This window comes from Agarilytica rhodophyticola (assembly GCF_002157225.2).
GTDB lineage: Bacteria > Pseudomonadota > Gammaproteobacteria > Pseudomonadales > Cellvibrionaceae > Agarilytica > Agarilytica rhodophyticola.
In genome coordinates this window covers 882,962-900,807 of sequence record NZ_CP020038.1, presented here as the reverse complement: position 1 = coordinate 900,807, position 17,846 = coordinate 882,962, and the positions used below count along the sequence as shown (strand labels likewise).

At 42.7% G+C, this 17,846-nt stretch carries 15 protein-coding genes and 2 tRNA genes; 11 read left to right on the top strand and 6 right to left on the bottom strand.

The features are described from left to right. Positions 1-154 precede the first annotated feature (154 nt). Positions 155-2,590 carry a TonB-dependent receptor gene (locus BVC89_RS03815; protein ID WP_086929930.1) on the top strand — a complete coding sequence of 812 codons (2,436 nt, stop codon included), beginning with the start codon at positions 155-157 and terminating at the stop codon, positions 2,588-2,590. 1,008 nt (positions 2,591-3,598) lie between these two features. Here BVC89_RS03815 and BVC89_RS03805 read toward each other — a convergent pair. Then, complete coding sequence (locus BVC89_RS03805; protein WP_086929928.1) at positions 3,599-4,396, bottom strand: helix-turn-helix domain-containing protein; 798 nt, start codon at positions 4,394-4,396, stop codon at positions 3,599-3,601. A gap of 124 nt (positions 4,397-4,520) precedes the next feature. Here BVC89_RS03805 and BVC89_RS03800 point away from each other — a divergent pair, with 124 nt between their 5' ends. Further along, entirely contained in the window at positions 4,521-4,931 is a 411-nt protein-coding gene (locus BVC89_RS03800; RefSeq protein ID WP_158657771.1) for a DUF3224 domain-containing protein, read from the top strand. A 7-nt stretch (positions 4,932-4,938) separates the two neighbouring features. Here BVC89_RS03800 and BVC89_RS03795 read toward each other — a convergent pair whose 3' ends face one another. The 4 genes from BVC89_RS03795 to hemA all read right to left on the bottom strand — a co-directional run bounded on the left by BVC89_RS03795 (position 4,939) and on the right by hemA (position 8,962). Then, positions 4,939-5,691, bottom strand: a complete 753-nt coding sequence (locus BVC89_RS03795) for a HesA/MoeB/ThiF family protein (RefSeq protein WP_086929926.1) — start codon at positions 5,689-5,691, stop codon at positions 4,939-4,941. Next, the gene (gene prmC, locus BVC89_RS03790) at positions 5,684-6,520 is read right to left on the bottom strand and encodes a peptide chain release factor N(5)-glutamine methyltransferase (protein ID WP_245929332.1); all 837 of its coding nucleotides are present in this window, start codon (positions 6,518-6,520) and stop codon (positions 5,684-5,686) included. The genes BVC89_RS03795 and prmC overlap by 8 nt, the downstream gene beginning before the upstream one ends. A gap of 5 nt (positions 6,521-6,525) precedes the next feature. Next, positions 6,526-7,608, bottom strand: coding sequence for a peptide chain release factor 1 (gene prfA, locus BVC89_RS03785; protein ID WP_086929925.1), 1,083 nt, complete (start codon positions 7,606-7,608; stop codon positions 6,526-6,528). Between the two features lie 88 nt (positions 7,609-7,696). Beyond that, positions 7,697-8,962, bottom strand: a complete 1,266-nt coding sequence (hemA, locus tag BVC89_RS03780; protein WP_086929924.1) for a glutamyl-tRNA reductase — start codon at positions 8,960-8,962, stop codon at positions 7,697-7,699. Between the two features lie 640 nt (positions 8,963-9,602). Between hemA and BVC89_RS03775 the strand changes: the two genes are divergently transcribed. The 9 genes from BVC89_RS03775 (at position 9,603) to BVC89_RS03735 (ending at position 16,781) form a co-directional block, all read left to right on the top strand. After that, on the top strand, positions 9,603-11,366 hold the full coding sequence (locus BVC89_RS03775) for a tetratricopeptide repeat protein (RefSeq protein WP_086929922.1): 1,764 nt from the start codon (positions 9,603-9,605) through the stop codon (positions 11,364-11,366). A gap of 51 nt (positions 11,367-11,417) precedes the next feature. Beyond that, complete coding sequence (gene lolB / locus BVC89_RS03770; RefSeq protein ID WP_086929921.1) at positions 11,418-12,002, top strand: lipoprotein insertase outer membrane protein LolB; 585 nt, start codon at positions 11,418-11,420, stop codon at positions 12,000-12,002. 7 nt (positions 12,003-12,009) lie between these two features. After that, complete coding sequence (gene ispE, locus BVC89_RS03765; protein ID WP_245929331.1) at positions 12,010-12,891, top strand: 4-(cytidine 5'-diphospho)-2-C-methyl-D-erythritol kinase; 882 nt, start codon at positions 12,010-12,012, stop codon at positions 12,889-12,891. A 7-nt stretch (positions 12,892-12,898) separates the two neighbouring features. Then, positions 12,899-12,973, top strand: a tRNA-Gln gene (locus BVC89_RS03760). 121 nt (positions 12,974-13,094) lie between these two features. Continuing rightward, complete coding sequence (locus tag BVC89_RS03755) at positions 13,095-14,024, top strand: ribose-phosphate pyrophosphokinase (RefSeq protein ID WP_086934498.1); 930 nt, start codon at positions 13,095-13,097, stop codon at positions 14,022-14,024. Between the two features lie 160 nt (positions 14,025-14,184). Further along, the gene (locus BVC89_RS03750) at positions 14,185-14,820 is read left to right on the top strand and encodes a 50S ribosomal protein L25/general stress protein Ctc (RefSeq protein WP_086929920.1); all 636 of its coding nucleotides are present in this window, start codon (positions 14,185-14,187) and stop codon (positions 14,818-14,820) included. 36 nt (positions 14,821-14,856) lie between these two features. Next, on the top strand, positions 14,857-15,456 hold the full coding sequence (pth, locus tag BVC89_RS03745) for an aminoacyl-tRNA hydrolase (protein ID WP_086929919.1): 600 nt from the start codon (positions 14,857-14,859) through the stop codon (positions 15,454-15,456). A 60-nt stretch (positions 15,457-15,516) separates the two neighbouring features. Continuing rightward, the gene (ychF, locus tag BVC89_RS03740; RefSeq protein ID WP_086929918.1) at positions 15,517-16,608 is read left to right on the top strand and encodes a redox-regulated ATPase YchF; all 1,092 of its coding nucleotides are present in this window, start codon (positions 15,517-15,519) and stop codon (positions 16,606-16,608) included. A 96-nt stretch (positions 16,609-16,704) separates the two neighbouring features. Next, positions 16,705-16,781, top strand: a tRNA-Met gene (locus tag BVC89_RS03735). 267 nt (positions 16,782-17,048) lie between these two features. Here the strand turns inward: BVC89_RS03735 and BVC89_RS03730 are convergent. Further along, a complete protein-coding gene (locus BVC89_RS03730; RefSeq protein ID WP_086929917.1) occupies positions 17,049-17,579 on the bottom strand; it encodes a hypothetical protein in 531 nt (176 codons plus the stop codon). Between the last annotated feature and the right edge of the window lie 267 nt (positions 17,580-17,846).

Here is a 17,846-nt window from a genome sequence, read left to right as displayed (position 1 = left end):
TCTCGATGCCTATAATCATTGATTACTCAACTGAAGATAGTTAATGAGCTAATATTTGTTCCGGCCATTGTTTACGTCGGATTACCTAGATGGAGTTAACGCTAGGTTTGAATAGGAATAGAGCACTTAATACAACAATAATCGGGAGAAATAGATGCTCAGTAAAACGCCACTAATACCCAAAAAACTCGCAATTGCCGTTGGCATCCTAAGCTCTCAAGCATTCATGCAGGCAAACGCACAAAGCCCTGATGGCAGGCTTGAAGAAATTATCGTTACATCTCAAAAACGAGCGCAAAGCTTACAGGATGTGCCAATCTCAGTTGCAGCTGTCACCGGTGACAAACTCGCCGATGCCGGGATAGAAAACCTAGATGATTTAACTTCTTACTTACCAAATATTCACTTTACCGAATCAGGTATCAGCACACAGGTGCGTATCCGAGGTATAGGCTCAGATAACAGCCAAGGCTTCGAACAATCTGTGGGTATGTATATTGACGGTATCTACTATGGCCGAGCACAATTGTTTCGTACACCAATGATGGATATGGAACGAGTCGAGCTTCTACGTGGCCCTCAAAGTATTTTATTTGGTAAAAACAGTATTGCAGGTGCACTCAACCTTGCAACCGCAAAACCGACAGATGAGTTTGAAGGCAAAGTCAGCGTCTCTCATGAATTCGAACACAATCAAGACGAAGTCAACGCCGTTATATCTGGACCTCTTACTGAAAACCTTCGCGCACGGGTCGCAGTGCGAACCTATGAAGAAGATGGTTACTTTTTCAATACCTTCAAAGAAGTGGATGAGGCAGATACCGAAGAACAAGCCGCACGTATTACACTTGACTGGACACCAACGGATACTCTTGCTTTCACATTGAAAGCAGAAAAAAATGAATTTGAAACGAAGGGCCGTCCAATTGAAGTGATCAGCGACGTGCCTCAAACCGCTGGCGGTGCAACTTTCGCTCAGACTCTTGGGCTTCTTAGTGCACCTGTCTTTGACTCAAATTTAAACTACCAGCGGCAAGCTGATGCCAATGAGTTCAGTGACAACGAAATTACTAACATAACACTGACCACCAGCTATGAATTTAACGATCACACCTTAACTTTCGTAACAGGAAAGCTATCGTTTGATTACACAGAATTATGTGATTGTGACTTCACTTCTGCAGAAATTCTTAACCTGGAGTTATTTGAAGACTACGATCAGTTCAGCCAGGAAATTCGTATCACATCTCCGCTGGGAGAAACTTTCGAGTGGATTGGTGGCTTGTTCTACCAAGACTACGATCAAACTTTTCGCGACAATTCCTTCACCTCTGGCGATAACTTGCTAACTCGAGTTGGCTTGAGCGCAATCGCTAATACAAGTGCAGACCGACGCTTCGAGCAATCGTCGGAGGCATGGGCTGTGTTTGGTCAAGTGACCTGGAATATCAGTGACTCTTTGCGTGCAACCTTTGGTGCCAGATACACCCAAGAAGACAAGGAAGCAAGCAAAGTTCTCGATATTTTAGACATCAATGGCCAACCGGTTAATGACCCAGTTATTGGCTTTACTTATCTAAGCGCGTTTGTATTAGAAAGTGAGGCTGCAACGGTGGATTTCACTCCAGGAGCTAACTTTGGCCAACCGCTGCAAAACTCAGGGCATAATATTTCAGCTGAGCGCGACGAGTCTGCGTTCACACCGCTTGTTATTGTAGAGTATGACTTTACACCTGATACCCTCTTATATGCCTCGTTCACCACAGGCTTTAAAGCTGGCGGTTTTGACCCCCGATCCAACAGTGTAGGTGATTTTGCCTCGTCTTCACCCGCAGGCCCTGAACAAAACCCAACACGTAACTTCGAGTTTGAAGAAGAAACAGCTGTGGCTGCAGAAATTGGCATTAAGACATCTCTTGCTGATGGCCGAGGTGAATTGAATGTATCGTTGTACAGGACTGACTACGAAGATCTTCAAATCAGCCAGTTTGACGGTGGTGCAGGCTTCAACGTTGGTAATGCAGGAGAAACGCGTGTTCAAGGTATTGAAGTAGATGGTAGATGGTTACTCACTGACGGTCTGACTGGTAGATATGGTATTTCTTTCTTAGACTTTGAATATACCGACTTCCCCAACGGCAACTGTAACCTCACGCAAATTAATGATGCCAGTGTTGGTACTGCAGACCTTGATGGTGACGGTGATTTCGAACTGTGTAATTACACAGGCCGAAGAGGTGTTTATACACCGGAATACACTGTCAACTTAGGCCTTGATTATTTTACGCCAATTACTGACAGCATCGACTTTGTAAGCTTTATCGATGTACAACAGGTAGATGGTCACAATGTTCACGTGAACCTAGATCCTATCGGCGAAATTGACTCTTATACATTGCTAAGCTTAAGAGTGGGCCTTGAAGGTGAAAAATGGAGCGTTGGTGTACTAGGCAAAAACTTACTGGATGAAGAAGTACTTTCATATGCAGCAGACCTGCCTTTGTCAGCTAGCAACTTCAACACCAGCTCTCAATACGCCATTGTTCGCCGCCCAGCAACAGTTGCACTTGAAGCCACTTTAAAATTCTAATCCACAGAAGTTAGTAATATTATTTAGAGCCTCGCCAATTAAGGCGGGGCTTTAAATTATTAAATCACCAAATTATTTAACCACTTTTATAAAAACATTAAAATTAGCTACTTAATTTATGGCGTGAGCACTATTGCTGAATTGTCATTAAAATGGCGTATCAAATAAGACTGACCTAACAAATAAAATAACTTAGGGCCTGCACTATTAAATTCATCTCATTTCCACAGCGTTTTTCCTGCAAACGATCAAGGCTTACACACATCTGTCGAAGCTTTTAATTTTATTGGCAACTCAGTTTATAAATATCATCATTAATAACTGACATTATGCCGATATCAACACAAGATAGTAGCGCTAGTCGAAGATTACTTCCTCCAACTATTGCAAGGCCACAAGCAAGGTATTCATAGCTTGAGTCCTGTAAGCCATCTAGACCAATGATGCTTATCCCCCTTCGGCTGTATCACGTACCTATGAAAATCAAAAATCATTATTGAGTACACAAGCAGAAAATAGCAAGGAATTAGAAAAAGATTATCCAATACTCCCTGCTGCAGATTAGAAAAAAATATCAAGTAAGTGAAACAGGTAGTTATTCCATTCCTCCTCCCTACGCAGGCCTTCATACTTTATTTAATAAACATGAAGAAATGATACCCATCATTATTGACGATTTATTATCACAGAAATCAGGGAAAAGTGATCATAGTTTGAATGCATTATATTGCCTAAGTGACAAATTTAAAGGTGGCAGCCCTTACATAGTAACAAAGGCAGTAATCGCACTTTCAGAAAAATCAATAAACGAGAAATCTATGGAATTAGGAACTACTATTTTACATAGTATTTTGGAAAATTATGCCAACTAGAATAATTTAGAAAAAGGACAAACTATCGCTGACACTGCTAAAAGATTTAAAAAAGTTTATCAGACAGTGGATTATTACAAAGCTTCATTGATAATAAGAGGCTCAACAATCAAAACCATCAACATTTTTTTATAATTTAGCTTTTGCCATCGATATAGGACTTTGGCGTTATTCCTATGATTTCATTGAAATCACGAATTAAATGAGATTGATCTGTATAGTCAAGCCAGGTAACTACATCTGCAATATCAGCGCCTTCATCGTCTAACATTTCAAGTGCTCGATGAAGGCGATATTTTCTAATAAGCCATTTAGGGCTTACCCCTAAATGCTCTTTTAAACAACGTTGAATTGCTCTTACAGATAAACCTGCACGAGAAGATAAAGCATCTACCTTAGCAATATAGATGTCATTTTTAATTGTGTTCACCAACTCCCTAGCTCTTAGCATAGAAGGCAATGGTGTAGAGGTAAAAGGCATTAGATAGCGTTGCAGGGCTTGTACTAATTCCTGATCGTTGTTTGCAGACACCAAGCCCTCTATAAGCTCAGGTATATCTCCGCCGAACACATCCTCAATTCTTAATTGTCGGTCGATATAATCTGCGGGCTTAGAATTTAAAAGGGGAGTCAACGCACCCAATTCGAATTTAACACCAACAATAGATCCACTATTTACCATTTTATACGAGTAAGCCTTACTCACTGGCCCTAAAATACTTAATTTTCCCTCATTGAAGAGCAAATGGAAGTTTAAGTCTGGCAAGTTCTTTTGTATGTGAGGACGATCTTCAGGTAATTGCCAATCAACAAACCAAAACTGCTCGACGAAACCTGCTAATAACGCATCAGGGAAATACCTTCGTAGGCGATAATTTTGTGCGCTTTTACTTTGGTGGAGAACGCCTTTGACTTTACTAGTGTTTATTTTCACATCATCACTATCGATAAGTTATTCCGCCATCGCCTAAGGCAATGAATGACGCCTTTTTACAATACTTTCATTACATAAGATAGTAACTTTTAGTGCTATGTACAACGATTACGAGATCACAACGATGAGACAGCAAACCGAAGAAAAAAATATAGAATTAAAAGGTATATTTCATATTGAGGACTGGCAAGAATCAGCAGACTCAGAAATGAGTGGTGGAGCCAAGTTAACAACGGCAAAAGTCCAGCAAAGATATGAGGGAGATATTGTCGGTACCAGTAAAACTCAATATCGTATGTATTATAAAACCGATGGGAATGCTTATTTTAATGGTTTCGAGAAGATTTCAGGCTCAATTAGATCAACAACCTGCCAATTAGTACTAAAACATGATGGGATATTTGAAAATGGACAAGCGAAAAGCCAATTTACTATTGTTGAATGCACACCACTTTATGAAATGATTGGCAAAACAGGCAGGTTTATATCTACACAAGCAAAACAAGCATCTTATTGTATTGCGAACAATAACTAAAAGCCTGCTAACTATTATTTTTATTACAGCATATTTTACATGCCGCATTTTTACTGACTTGCATATAGCGCCACTGGTTTTTTAAACCATCAAATAAGCCTAAACGGCCAGTCGCTGTTGCCAGTCCTGCTAGGAGTTTCAGCGCTTCAAGGGCTTGCATACAACCAATAATACCCACAACCGGTGAGAAAATACCGTTTTCCGAACAACTCAGTTGTTCATCATCCACATGTTCGAAAATACATTCATAACAGGGCGAATTCTCATCGCGGAAATCAAACACACTTAGTTGACCTTCAAAGCGAATGGCCGCCCCAAATACCAAAGGGCACGATACTCGCAAACAGGCACGGTTTAATCTTTGACGCGTCGCTAAATTATCGGAGCAATCCACAACCACATCCACGTCGACGAGCAGTGTCTCTAGATCATCTTCGTTAAGTCGTTTATCAAGAGCAACCACTTGCACATCGCTGTTCAGGGCATGCATCGCCGTTTTTGCAGATGCTACCTTTGTCATTCCAACAGCTGCTTGAGTGTGCATAATTTGCCGTTGTAAATTGCTCAACTCCACTACATCATCATCACTAACAATTAACTTACCCACGCCCGATGCAGCTAAATACATACACACAGGAGAGCCTAAGCCACCAGCACCAACAACGAGAACGCGGCCAGCATTAATGGCTTCCTGCCCAGCAATATCAACTTGTGGAAGTAAGATATGTCGTGAATATCTTAGCAGCTGATCATCATTCACTATTTTGTCCTAGGGTCACTCTATCGTTGCCACCATAATCTTGCACACTTGTGACTCTGTGATACCCCGCTTTAATAAAGATATCTTGCACTGCGTCTTTTTGCTGCCATCCGTGCTCTACCATCAACCAGCTATGGCGATTTAAATACTTTTGACCTTCATTCACAATATGCTGAATATCAGCCAAGCCATTATCCTCAGCGACTAATGCACTATAAGGCTCATAGGATAAGCCACCTTTACTAAGATGTTCATCTTCAGCATCAATATAGGGGGGATTGGAGACGATTAAATCAAAACTTCCGGAGACACTTTGGTACCAGTGACTTTGATAAATCGACACATTCTCCAAGCAATGCCTATCGCGATTTTTGGTTGCTTGCTCAATTGCTTGCTCGCTAAAGTCTACGGCGTCAATTCTACAGTCACGACGCTCCTTGGCCACAGCCAAAGCAATGGCTCCGCTACCTGTACCCAGGTCTAAAACTCTGCTATCAGGAGGCAAATGTTTTAACGCTTGTTCGACAATAACTTCTGTGTCGGGACGAGGAATTAGAGTATGGCGATTGACGTAGAATGGCATGGACCAGAATTCCTGCTCGCCAATAATATATGCCACCGGCTCGCCTTTTAGACGACGAACCAAAGATTCAGCAAGTTTATTTTCTTGCTCTTGGGTTAGCATTTTTTCTGGCCAGGTAAATAGATAAACGCGATTTTTTCCCAACACCCAGCTTAATAACGTTTCTGCATCTCGACGAAAGTTATCATCACATTGGCGCAGTTGTTCACAAGCTTCGTTCAACCATGATGCGATAGATCGAGTCACAAAAATTATTCGCTCAACGCTGCCAGCTGATCTGCTTGATATTCATTGACCAAAGGCTGAACCACTTCTCCCAAATTACCTTCCATGACTTCATCTAATTTATAGAGGGTGAGATTAATTCGGTGATCCGTCACTCGGCCCTGGGGATAGTTATAGGTGCGAATACGCTCTGATCGATCACCACTTCCCACTAGACTTTTACGTTCTTCTGACTGATTTTGCGCCGCTGCATCCCGCTGGGAGCTTTGCAATTTTGCCGATAGAAGAGACATGGCTTTGGCCCGATTTTTATGCTGTGAACGTTCATCCTGACATTCCACCACAACGCCCGAAGGAATGTGAGTAATACGGATAGCGGAGTCTGTTTTGTTAACATGTTGCCCACCGGCTCCTGAAGCCCGGAAAGTATCAACACGAATATCAGCTTTGTTAATTTCAATATCTTCTAGCTCGTCAGCTTCCGGCATCACCGCAACAGTGCAAGCCGACGTATGTATGCGCCCTTGAGATTCTGTTTCCGGTACGCGCTGCACACGGTGAGCACCGGATTCAAATTTAAGCTGTGAATATACGCCGTCGCCAACAATACGCGTGATGATTTCTTTATAGCCGCCGTGTTCACCCAGGCTCTCACTAATAACTTCTACTTTCCAGCGCTTATCCTCAGCATACTTGGAGTACATGCGGAATAAATCACCAGAAAAGATAGCAGCTTCATCTCCACCTGTTCCCGCTCGAATTTCCAAAAATACATTTTTGCTATCATTGGGATCTTTCGGTAGCAGTAACTTTTGTAGCTCAAGCTCCATGGGTTCAACTAAAGCTTCATTGGCTTTAATTTCTTGTTGGGCCATTTCACGCATATCGGCATCACCATCCTTTAATAAGGATTTAGCTTCTTCGATATCATTCATAACACCGCTGTAGCGCTCGAAGCTTTTTACAACGGGTTCGAGTTCTGCATACTCTTTGGAAAAATCGCGAAATTTATTTTGATCACTAATGACACTAGGATCGCTCAACAAAGCGCCAACTTCTTCATAACGCTCAACAAGTTGAGAAAGTTTTTCTACTATCGATTCTTTCATTTTTTCTCACGTCAACAACAAAACTTCAGCATTATTGCTAGCTAACATACACCTATCAACAGGCGCTAGTTAACAATAAAACTGTGTTTTATTTTTCTTCATCTAATTCGGATAAACCAAATAGAACTTCCATTGCCCGCACGATATCGTCGCGGCCTGCAGCACCTGCTTGTTTTACCTTGGCGGTAGGCACATGCATAAATTTATTACTTAAGTTGCGAGCAAGCTGAGTAATGACTTCTTCTGCGTTGGCACCATTACTGAGTAGTTTAAGGCTTTTGTCCAATTCCTGCTCGCGCACATTATCCACACTTTTGCGAAACGCTTTAATGGTGTTAACCGCACTACTCGAACGCTGCTCGCGAATATAGGACTTAACACCTTCTTCAATAATCTCATGAGCGATTTGAGCTGCCTGCTCTCGAGATCGCATATTTTCGTCGATAACCTCTTTTAAGTCATCAACTGTATACAAAAATACGTCAGCAAGATTACCGACCTCAGGCTCAATATCTCTGGGAACGGCAATATCCACCATGAACATAGGCTTGTGCTTACGTTTTTTAAGAGCCCGTTCAACCGCCCCCTTGCCCAATAATGGCAACTGGCTTGCAGTAGAAGATATAACAATATCTGCTTGATATAGATAGTCTGGAATGTCGGCAAGTAAAATGGCTTCGGCAGAAAACTTTTCAGCCAAAATCTTGGCATTCTCAAGTGTTCTATTGGCAACAATCACTTTTTTAATGCCTTGCTCAAGTAAATGACGCGCCACCAGCTCAATGGTCTCCCCTGCCCCTATGAGCAGCGCCACATCTTGCTTCAAGTCTGAAAAAATTTGCTGAGCTAGACTAACGGCAGCATAAGCCACCGACACCGGGTTTTCGCCAATCGCCGTTTCTGAACGAACACGTTTAGCAACAGAAAATACTTGCTGAAAAGTGTTATGCAGTACGCCGCCAAGCACACCGCTTTCGCGAGCAGTGGCATAGGATGACTTCATTTGTCCAAGAATTTGAGGCTCACCCAGGACAAGGGAATCGAGGCCACTGGCTACCTTCATCATATGACGCGCAGCTTCTTGGTCATTGTGCACATAATGAGCATTATGAATTTCAGATTTGGGAACATCTTTACAGGCAGCCAGCCAATCGATCAAGTCATCAAGACCACCATCACTATGGCAATAGATTTCCGTACGATTGCAAGTAGAAAGGATGGCTATCTCATTGACACCATCACGCGCCAACGCATCTTGCAATGCAGGCTCAATCTGTGAAGGACCGAAAGATAACTTCTCTCTAGTTTCAATACTCGCTGAATTATGATTAATACCAAACGCAAAGAATGCCATGAAATCTCATCTAATTTAGGCGTTAACAATCCTATTGATTATTAAAAAGGGCAACATTTTCTGCTGTACCAAGTGATAAGGCAAGCGCTCCTTTCAACAAGGAACAGTATAAAACAAACAATACGGCACTATAGAGCCATCTCTAGCGAAATGTTTAACGTTTATGTAACCCTTTGGTCTATGTTCGCGCCACATAGCGCATATTGCCAAGACAAAGCCAAAAATGAAAATCATTTGCAATTACCATTAATCGCTAACAAAGCCACTGAACGTGATATAGGTTCCACACTCAATAAAACAAGGGCACCTTATGGGCCGCTGACGGTCAAAACATTGTTATACTGATAAATAGGGCCTAGGTTTTGCTCATACCGCTTACACAAAAGAGGGCTAGCACTGGATTCGTCTTTCTATTATTTTCTTTCGTAAAGAGTTCTTGCGTAACAGGATTTATAGAGAAGGCAGCTCTTAAAACCAATATTAAGTCCGCCCGGACTAATATGGACAGCGAGATGCGTGGCAAAATCTAGCGTCTATGCGACATCTGCAGCCCTAGGTAGCATCCATATGAACAACCATTTATGGTAGACATAAGCAGGTATAGCATATTCAAGATAAATGGCATAACGAGTATTTATAAATGGGTTTTCGTAGTTTCAAACAAGGTCTCATTCGCTCCAGTTGTGTAGCGACACTCAGTGTTTTTGCATTACATGGATGCACGACGAACCCAACTCATACAGCAGCACAGACAGAAGTGCCGGTAGCACCAGAGGAAAAAGAGGTGTTGAAGCTGGATGTTGTGCCCGACAAACCATTCCCTATCGACACGTTATATGCCCTGCTCGTTGCCGAAATGGCGATTGATCGCAAGCGCTACGATATAGCCCTTAGCAACTATGTCCAGCAAGCGATACAGACCAGGGATGTTACCGTCGCCTCCCGAGCAACTCAAATAGCCCGTGGACTCAATGCACGACAATCAGCATTGGAAATGTCGCAGCTCTGGTCAGAACTCGACCCTTACAATTCGGATGCCCGTCTTATTGCTTCAATAGAGCTAATAGAGGCAAATGAATTACTAGAAGCTTTTGCTCTGTCTAAGAAAAACCTTGAAAACGGTGACCCAACTGCTTTTGAAAGTATTGCTGTAAAAGCAGAAAAAGACGACATAAAGATTGTTAAAACTCTGTTGGAAAAATACTCAGAATTACTCAACAATCACAAAACAGACATTGGCTTATGGCTTGGTTACTCCATACTCCTGCAGCAAGCAGGCCAGTTGGAAGAGGCTTTAGCTGCAGTAGATAAAGCCAACAAGATAGACAAGGACAACTTTCGAACAATCTTCCAAGAAACACGCGTTCTTCACAAAATGGGTAAAGCCGAGCTGGCCAACGAACGTCTTGGACAACTGGTAGATAAAAATCCGAACAATATCGGCCTGCGAGTTCGCTATGCACGGCTCGTGTGGAATACATCACCTGAAACCGCCAGAGAACAGTTCCAAATACTGCATGAGCAATCTCCTAACGATCAAGAAATCCTTTACTCACTAGCATTAGTGGAAAAAGATCTTGGATTGTTGGATTCGGCCAAAGATCACTTTGTTTTGCTGTTGAAAAACAACCAATACCCCTCTGCTGCGCATTATCATTTAGGTGATATTTTGCAAAAGAAACGCAAAATTAAAGTAGCTTTCGAGCACTTTATGCAGGTGGGAACTGGGCAAAATTACGTGGCCGCAACTATTAAGGCAAGCGACATTCTTGTTAACCAGAATAAACTCGATGAGGCTTTAAGTCTTATCAAAACACGCCAGCAAACTTCTACTGAGAGAACACAAGAGAGCCTCTTTATGCTTGAGGCTGATATCTACTCTCGTACAGGCAAACTACTTGAGGCCAAAGAAGCCCTCACCAATGGTCTCAAATACTTTCCCGACAGTGAGCGCATACTATATTCCAGGGCAATGTTAAATACCCAAATCGACTCCATTGAAGCTGCAGAGAAAGACTTAAAAAGAGTATTGGAATTAGTGCCAGAGCATGCCGCGGCCCTAAATGCCTTAGGCTATACTCTGGCGGACAAAACTACTCGTTACCAGGAAGCATACGAATATATTAAGCAGGCGTACGCCCTGACTCCCAATGATCCAGCTGTTATCGACAGCTTAGGCTGGGTAGCCTATCGTTTAGGCAACTTCACCGAAGCATTAAAAAGATTGCGCGCAGCAATGAAAGCTTTTCCAGACCATGAAATTGCAGCTCATTTAGGCGAAGTATTGTGGGTCAACGGCAATCACAAAGAGGCCATCGATGTATGGAAACAAGGATTGGAACTGAGCCCTGAAAGCAAAATTATAAAGAACACACTCGATAGGCTTAACGCTGATATAAAATAACGACATTTTTTCTCTGATGACCATTAACATTCTTAGTGATGCTACTGCCCAATGTATATACGTTGCTCGCGCTTACTGCTTACCCTGCTAGTTATTACAGCTTTTCTTGCCGGCTGTGCTTCAGCCCCCCAGAAATCTGGATTAAAACGCTCAAAAGAGGGATTGACCCACTGGCAGGCTAAAGGCAAGCTTGGAATTATCGCAAATGGCAAGTCAAAGTCAGTCAGCTTTAACTGGCAAAATTCAGGGAATTTTTTTGATATTCGCTTTCATGGTGCATTAGGTATCGGCAGCGCTCAGCTAAAACAAGATCGCGACGGCATTAGCCTAACGACCAGCAAAGATGAATACCATGCGAAGTCAGCTGAAGCCCTCATGCAAGATACCCTAGGCTGGTATGCTCCTGTGAGCGAGCTTCGCCATTGGATCAAAGGCATTGGGTCGCCACAATCGCCAGTAGAACAAAATAGCGTTGCACCGGACGGCAGGCTTCTATCACTAGAACAGCAAGGCTGGCTGATTGAATACCAGAAATATCATGAGAACCTAAGCATCAGACTGCCCAAGAAAATCATTGTTTCGCGCGATAAACTTAAGCTCACAATTATTATTAAAGACTGGCGATTCCAGGACTAACGAATCAATGCAAGTAGCTGTACCAATGCCGACGACATCAATACCAACAGTATCAATAACATTGCCATGCCCAGCAAAGCTCAACCTTTTTTTGCATATCACAGGTAGGCGCTCCGACGGCTACCACGATTTACAGACAGCATTTCAGCTACTGGATTATGGTGACGAAATAACCATTGAGGTTAATGATAGTGACAAGGTGTCCGTTACAGCACCTATTGCGGGCTTAGCACAGGTAGATAATTTGATTTATCGTGCTGCACATATGCTCAAGTCTTACACTGGAACCGATATGGGCGCACATATTACTCTTGATAAACAGCTGCCTATAGGTGGTGGCATTGGCGGTGGCAGCAGCGATGCGGCATCGACACTGTTAGGTCTTAATCATTTGTGGCAAACACACTTACCTATAGACACTCTGGCAGAGATAGGTCGACAACTGGGAGCTGATATCCCAGTTTTTGTACATGGCTATAGCGCGTGGGCTGAAGGCATTGGCGAAAAATTAACCCCCCTTGAACTTGAAGAAAAGTATTACCTAGTACTTGCGCCACAGTGCCATATTTCGACAGCAGAAATTTTTTGTCACAAAGATTTGACAAGAGACACACTCGCCATTACAGTAGCGGCCTTCCTCGAGAGGGGTGGGAAAAATGATTGTCAACCATTGGTAGAATCGTTATTTCCACAAGTGAAAGATGCGGTGAAATGGCTTAGCCGATATAGTCAAGCGCAGCTGACAGGAACGGGAGCTTGTGTTTTTGCATCGTTCTCTTCTAAGGAGGCAGCTCAAGCTGTATTTGCTGAGATACCAGAGCATTTAAGCGGATTTATAGCGAAAGGTGTGAATCAGTCGTCTCTGCATAAGTGTCTCGCCAAGATTTAGACTTTACTGGGGTGTAGCCAAGCGGTAAGGCAGCGGGTTTTGATCCCGTCATGCGAAGGTTCGAATCCTTCCACCCCAGCCATAACATCCATATCAACTGCAATTCGTCACTTCGTCCATCTCAAACTAAGCTTCTAAGGCAGGCGACATAATCGCCCTACCCTTTATCACGACAATTATGAGGCTAAAAAGTGGCTGATTTAATGGTATTTGCAGGTAACTCTTCACCAGGGTTGGCTCAAAAAGTAGCTACAAAACTAGGTATACCACTCGGGGACATTACCGTCGGAAAGTTTTCAGACGGTGAAATAATGGTAGAGCTCAACGAGAATGTTCGCGGTCGCGACGTCTTTGTTTTGCAGTCAACATGCGCTCCAACCAATGACAACATCATGGAGATGCTAGTGATTGTCGACGCACTATGTCGAGCGTCAGCTGGTAGAATCACCGCGGTTGTTCCTTATTTTGGCTATGCTCGACAAGATCGACGCGTCAGATCAGCGCGAGTACCAATTACGGCTAAAGTGGTTGCAGACATGATGGCTACCGTAGGTGTCGATCGGGTACTGACGGTCGATTTACACGCAGAACAGATTCAAGGCTTCTTCGATGTACCCGTGGATAATGTCTACGGAACTCCAGTACTTCTGGCGGATATCGAAGCGCAAAAATTTGAAGATTTGGTGGTGGTATCACCAGATATTGGCGGCGTAGTGAGAGCCAGAGCTGTAGCTAAGCAGCTGGGTATTGATCTGGCCATTATTGATAAACGTCGCCCTAAAGCAAACGTCGCTGAAATAATGAATATTATCGGCGATATTGAGAACAGAACATGTCTTCTTGTGGATGACATGGTAGACACTGCTGGAACGCTTTGTAATGCGGCGAGCGCACTCAAAGAGCGCGGTGCTAAAAAAGTGGTAGCCTATGCTACTCATGCGGTGCTCTCAGGGCCGGCAATTACACGACTGAATAACTCTGTAATGGACGAGCTGGTTGTTACCGACTCTATTCCACTGTCAGAGGAAGCAAAGAAATGCAAAGTAATTCGTCAATTGACCTTGTCTCATATGCTGGCTGAGGCGATGCGACGAATTAGCAATGAAGAATCTTTAAGCGCGATGTTTCGTTAGTGTAATTTCATTAACACAACTAACGTCACATTCCTATAAAGAACGGCCTCTTTGTGCAAGATCAAGTAACACAAAGATCGAGCAAAATAAAAGAGGCCAACCAACTCTCGATATCCTGGTCGCGGAATATTGAGATTTTTTTTATTTTCGGAGCAAAACTATGTCAGACAATGACTTTACATTAAATGCCTCGCTTCGCGATGATGCTGGGAAAGGTGCGAGCCGCCGCCTGCGTCGTGAAGAAGGTCTTGTACCAGCAATCGTCTACGGCGGTCGCAAAAAACCACAACCCGTAAGCCTAAAGTTCAACGAGTTGATTCACCAACTTGAGAACGAAGCCTTCTACTCTCACATCATCACTCTAAAAGTTGGTGATAGTGATGAAGAAGTAATTCTTAAGGACTTACAACGTCACCCATCAAAAGCGATTATTTACCACGCAGATTTCTTACGTGTTTCTAAAACGAAGAAATTCACCACTAAGGTGCCTTTGCATTTTATTAATGAAACCACAGCTAAAGGCGTAAAAGTTCAAGGCGGTGTTATTTCTCATAACATGACTGAGCTTGAAATCAGCTGCTTGCCAGGAGATCTACCTGAGTTTATTGAAGTGGATCTTGCCGAAGTTGAATTGGGTCAAATCGTACATATTTCTGACCTAAAACTTCCGAAAGGTGTTGAATCTGTGGCCCTTAGCCATGGTGAAGACCACGATCTCCCTGTAGTTAATATTCACAAAGCCAAAGGCGCGAGTGACGACTCAGCAAGTGAAAGTGAAGAAGCTGGCGAAGAATAATTCGCCACTTCAGTAATTTTATAGGCAAACCTAGTAATGAAAACACCTGACACGCCTGTAAAACTTATCGTGGGCCTGGGTAATCCGGGCTCCGAATACCAAAATACTCGGCACAATGCCGGTCAAGACTTTGTTGCAGAAATAGCCAGACAATATTCAGGCAGCATGTCACCATCACCCAAGTTCTTTGGTCTGGATACCCGTATAACAATCGCCCATCGAGATGTGCGCTTGCTAATTCCCACAACCTTCATGAATTTAAGTGGCAAAGCGGTTGCGGCTATCAGCCAGTTCTACAAAATTCCAACAGAATCTATTTTAGTCGCCCACGACGAACTAGACCTCGATCCAGGTGTAGTACGCCTGAAAATAGGCGGCGGTCATGGTGGTCACAATGGCTTACGGGATATTATTAGCGCCCAAGGTAACAATAAAAACTTTGGTCGCCTGCGCCTAGGTATCGGACATCCAGGCAACGCTAAACAAGTATCGAATTATGTGCTAAAACGAGCACCTTCGGACGAAATGACACGTACTGAAAACGCCATGGGTGAAGTATTCCCGCTACTACCAGACCTTGTCGCCGGTAACTGGGAAAAAGCCATGCGCGAACTTCACAGTAACAATTCAAAGTAACCATTTTAGAGCATTTTTTTAAAGTAACTGCTTTAAAAATAATGATAGGAAAGAATAACCATGGGCTTTAACTGCGGCATTGTAGGCTTACCTAACGTTGGTAAATCCACGCTATTTAACGCACTGACAAAAGCGGGAATAGGTGCAGAAAACTTTCCCTTTTGTACCATCGAACCCAATTCCGGAATCGTGCCTGTACCCGATCCTCGCCAAGACAAAATAGCAGACATTGTAAAACCCGAGAAGGTTATTCCTACTACTATGGAATTTGTCGATATTGCCGGTTTGGTGGCGGGGGCATCCAAAGGTGAAGGCTTAGGCAATCAATTTTTAGCCAATATCCGTGAGACAGACGCCATTGCTCACGTTGTGCGCTGCTTTGAAGACCCCAATGTTATTCATGTTGATGGCCAAATCAGTCCACAAGCGGATATTGAAGTAATCAACACGGAACTGGCGCTAGCCGATCTAGAAGCTGTGGAGAAAGCTATTCAACGCTACAGCAAGGCTGCAAAGGGGCAAGACAAGAATGCTATCGCAATGAAGGCTTTACTTGAAAAGATTCAACCACATTTGAATGAAGCCAAGCCGCTACGCTCTTTCAGCCTCTCAGAAGATGAGCTATTAAAGTTGAGGGAAATTAACCTTCTTACGCTAAAGCCCACCATGTACATCGCCAACGTCGATGAGGATGGCTTTGACAACAACCCTCTGCTCGATTGTGTAAAGCAAATCGCAGCTGAAGAAAATGCTGTTGTGGTACCTGTGTGCAACAAGATGGAAGCAGAAATCGCCGAGCTTGAGGAAGAAGAGAAAGTTGAGTTTTTACAAGAGCTAGGCATGGATGAACCAGGCCTCAATCGCGTTATTCGCGCCGGTTATACCCTGCTCAACCTGCATACATATTTCACTGCAGGTGTTAAAGAAGTAAGAGCCTGGACAATCCCTGTCAACGCTAGCGCGCCTCAAGCGGCCGGAAAAATCCACACAGATTTTGAGAAGGGCTTTATCCGAGCCGAAATTGTGGGCTACGACGATTTCATCGAACACAAAGGAGAACAAGGCGCCAAAGAAGCAGGAAAATGGCGTTTAGAAGGAAAAGATTACATCGTGAAAGACGGAGATATCATTCACTTCCGCTTTAACGTGTAATATTAAGCATAACAACTGAAATCTTCACTTGACTTTATAAGGGCGAGTAGTGAAAATAGCCGCCCTTCGAAGAGAGTCCTCTTCAACGTGTTATATGGCTAGGTAGCTCAGCTGGTTAGAGCGCAGCACTCATAATGCTGAGGTCGGGAGTTCAAGTCTCCCCCTAGCTACCATATAACTCTCCTTTCTACTGTTGTCAGCACATTCCCCTAACTACCTATAAACAATAACAATATATACTTAAGATTCGCCATGGCTTTAGACTTTAGTATCTATCTCTATGTGATGTTTTTTGAGTGGAGCGAAAGAAGCTATAGTGCTTGAGAGAAGACACTAAATGGAGTCAAACCAGTAAGTGTGTGGTGATATATATTATTTCGAAAAACGCTACTGTAGTTAGGAGTTTACACTCCCACTACAGCATGAATTAAATAAAAATATTAACGGGGAGCACTGATACTACCGAAGTTACGACCAGGCCTGGCAACCATAACAAGTCCTTCGTCAGAAACTCTAAGATGAACAAGTTTCCCTCTGCTAGTATCAAATATTCTAGCTCGGTCTGCGCTAGGATAAAAAGCTTTTAGTTCTGACTCATCAAAATCATTGATATTTTCAAGAGAGATTCCAGCAGTCGTAATCCACTTTTCGAATGTCCACACAACCTCTGTCACAGTGTCAGCATCGCTAGAATAGCGAACGGTGATGGATCCAACCTTTTGTCCCGCATCGTCAATCGCAGAATACACACATGAAGTTACAGAAGGACAATTTGTTTTATTAGTATCATTAATATCAAATTCAGAATAAGTATTCAATACTGACTCAACGTCCTGACGAGAATCACCTATCGCAACACCAATAGGAATAGAGACACCCTCAATAACAGTACCTATAGTAATATCTTGCGCATTAGAAAAGAGAGAGAAAGCACTGAGTGCAAATGAGAGTGCAAGATTTTTCATTTTCATTAAAAAATACCTTTAAAATTTGGAGTATATTAAAATTATTTGTCGGCACACCTATTACTCTTATTAAAAAATTTTAGAAAAAGTATTGCTGATAACATTTATGCACATTATAAATTAATTCCCATGAATTCTTATTTTAAATAAAAATTAATAAATTAAGAACAAAAATATGCGTTCGAATTAATTTAAAAAACATCAAAAAATTAAAATAATCAAATTAAAATAATTATAAAAAGAGAGATGACGGTGCGTTTTCAGTGCTACCCG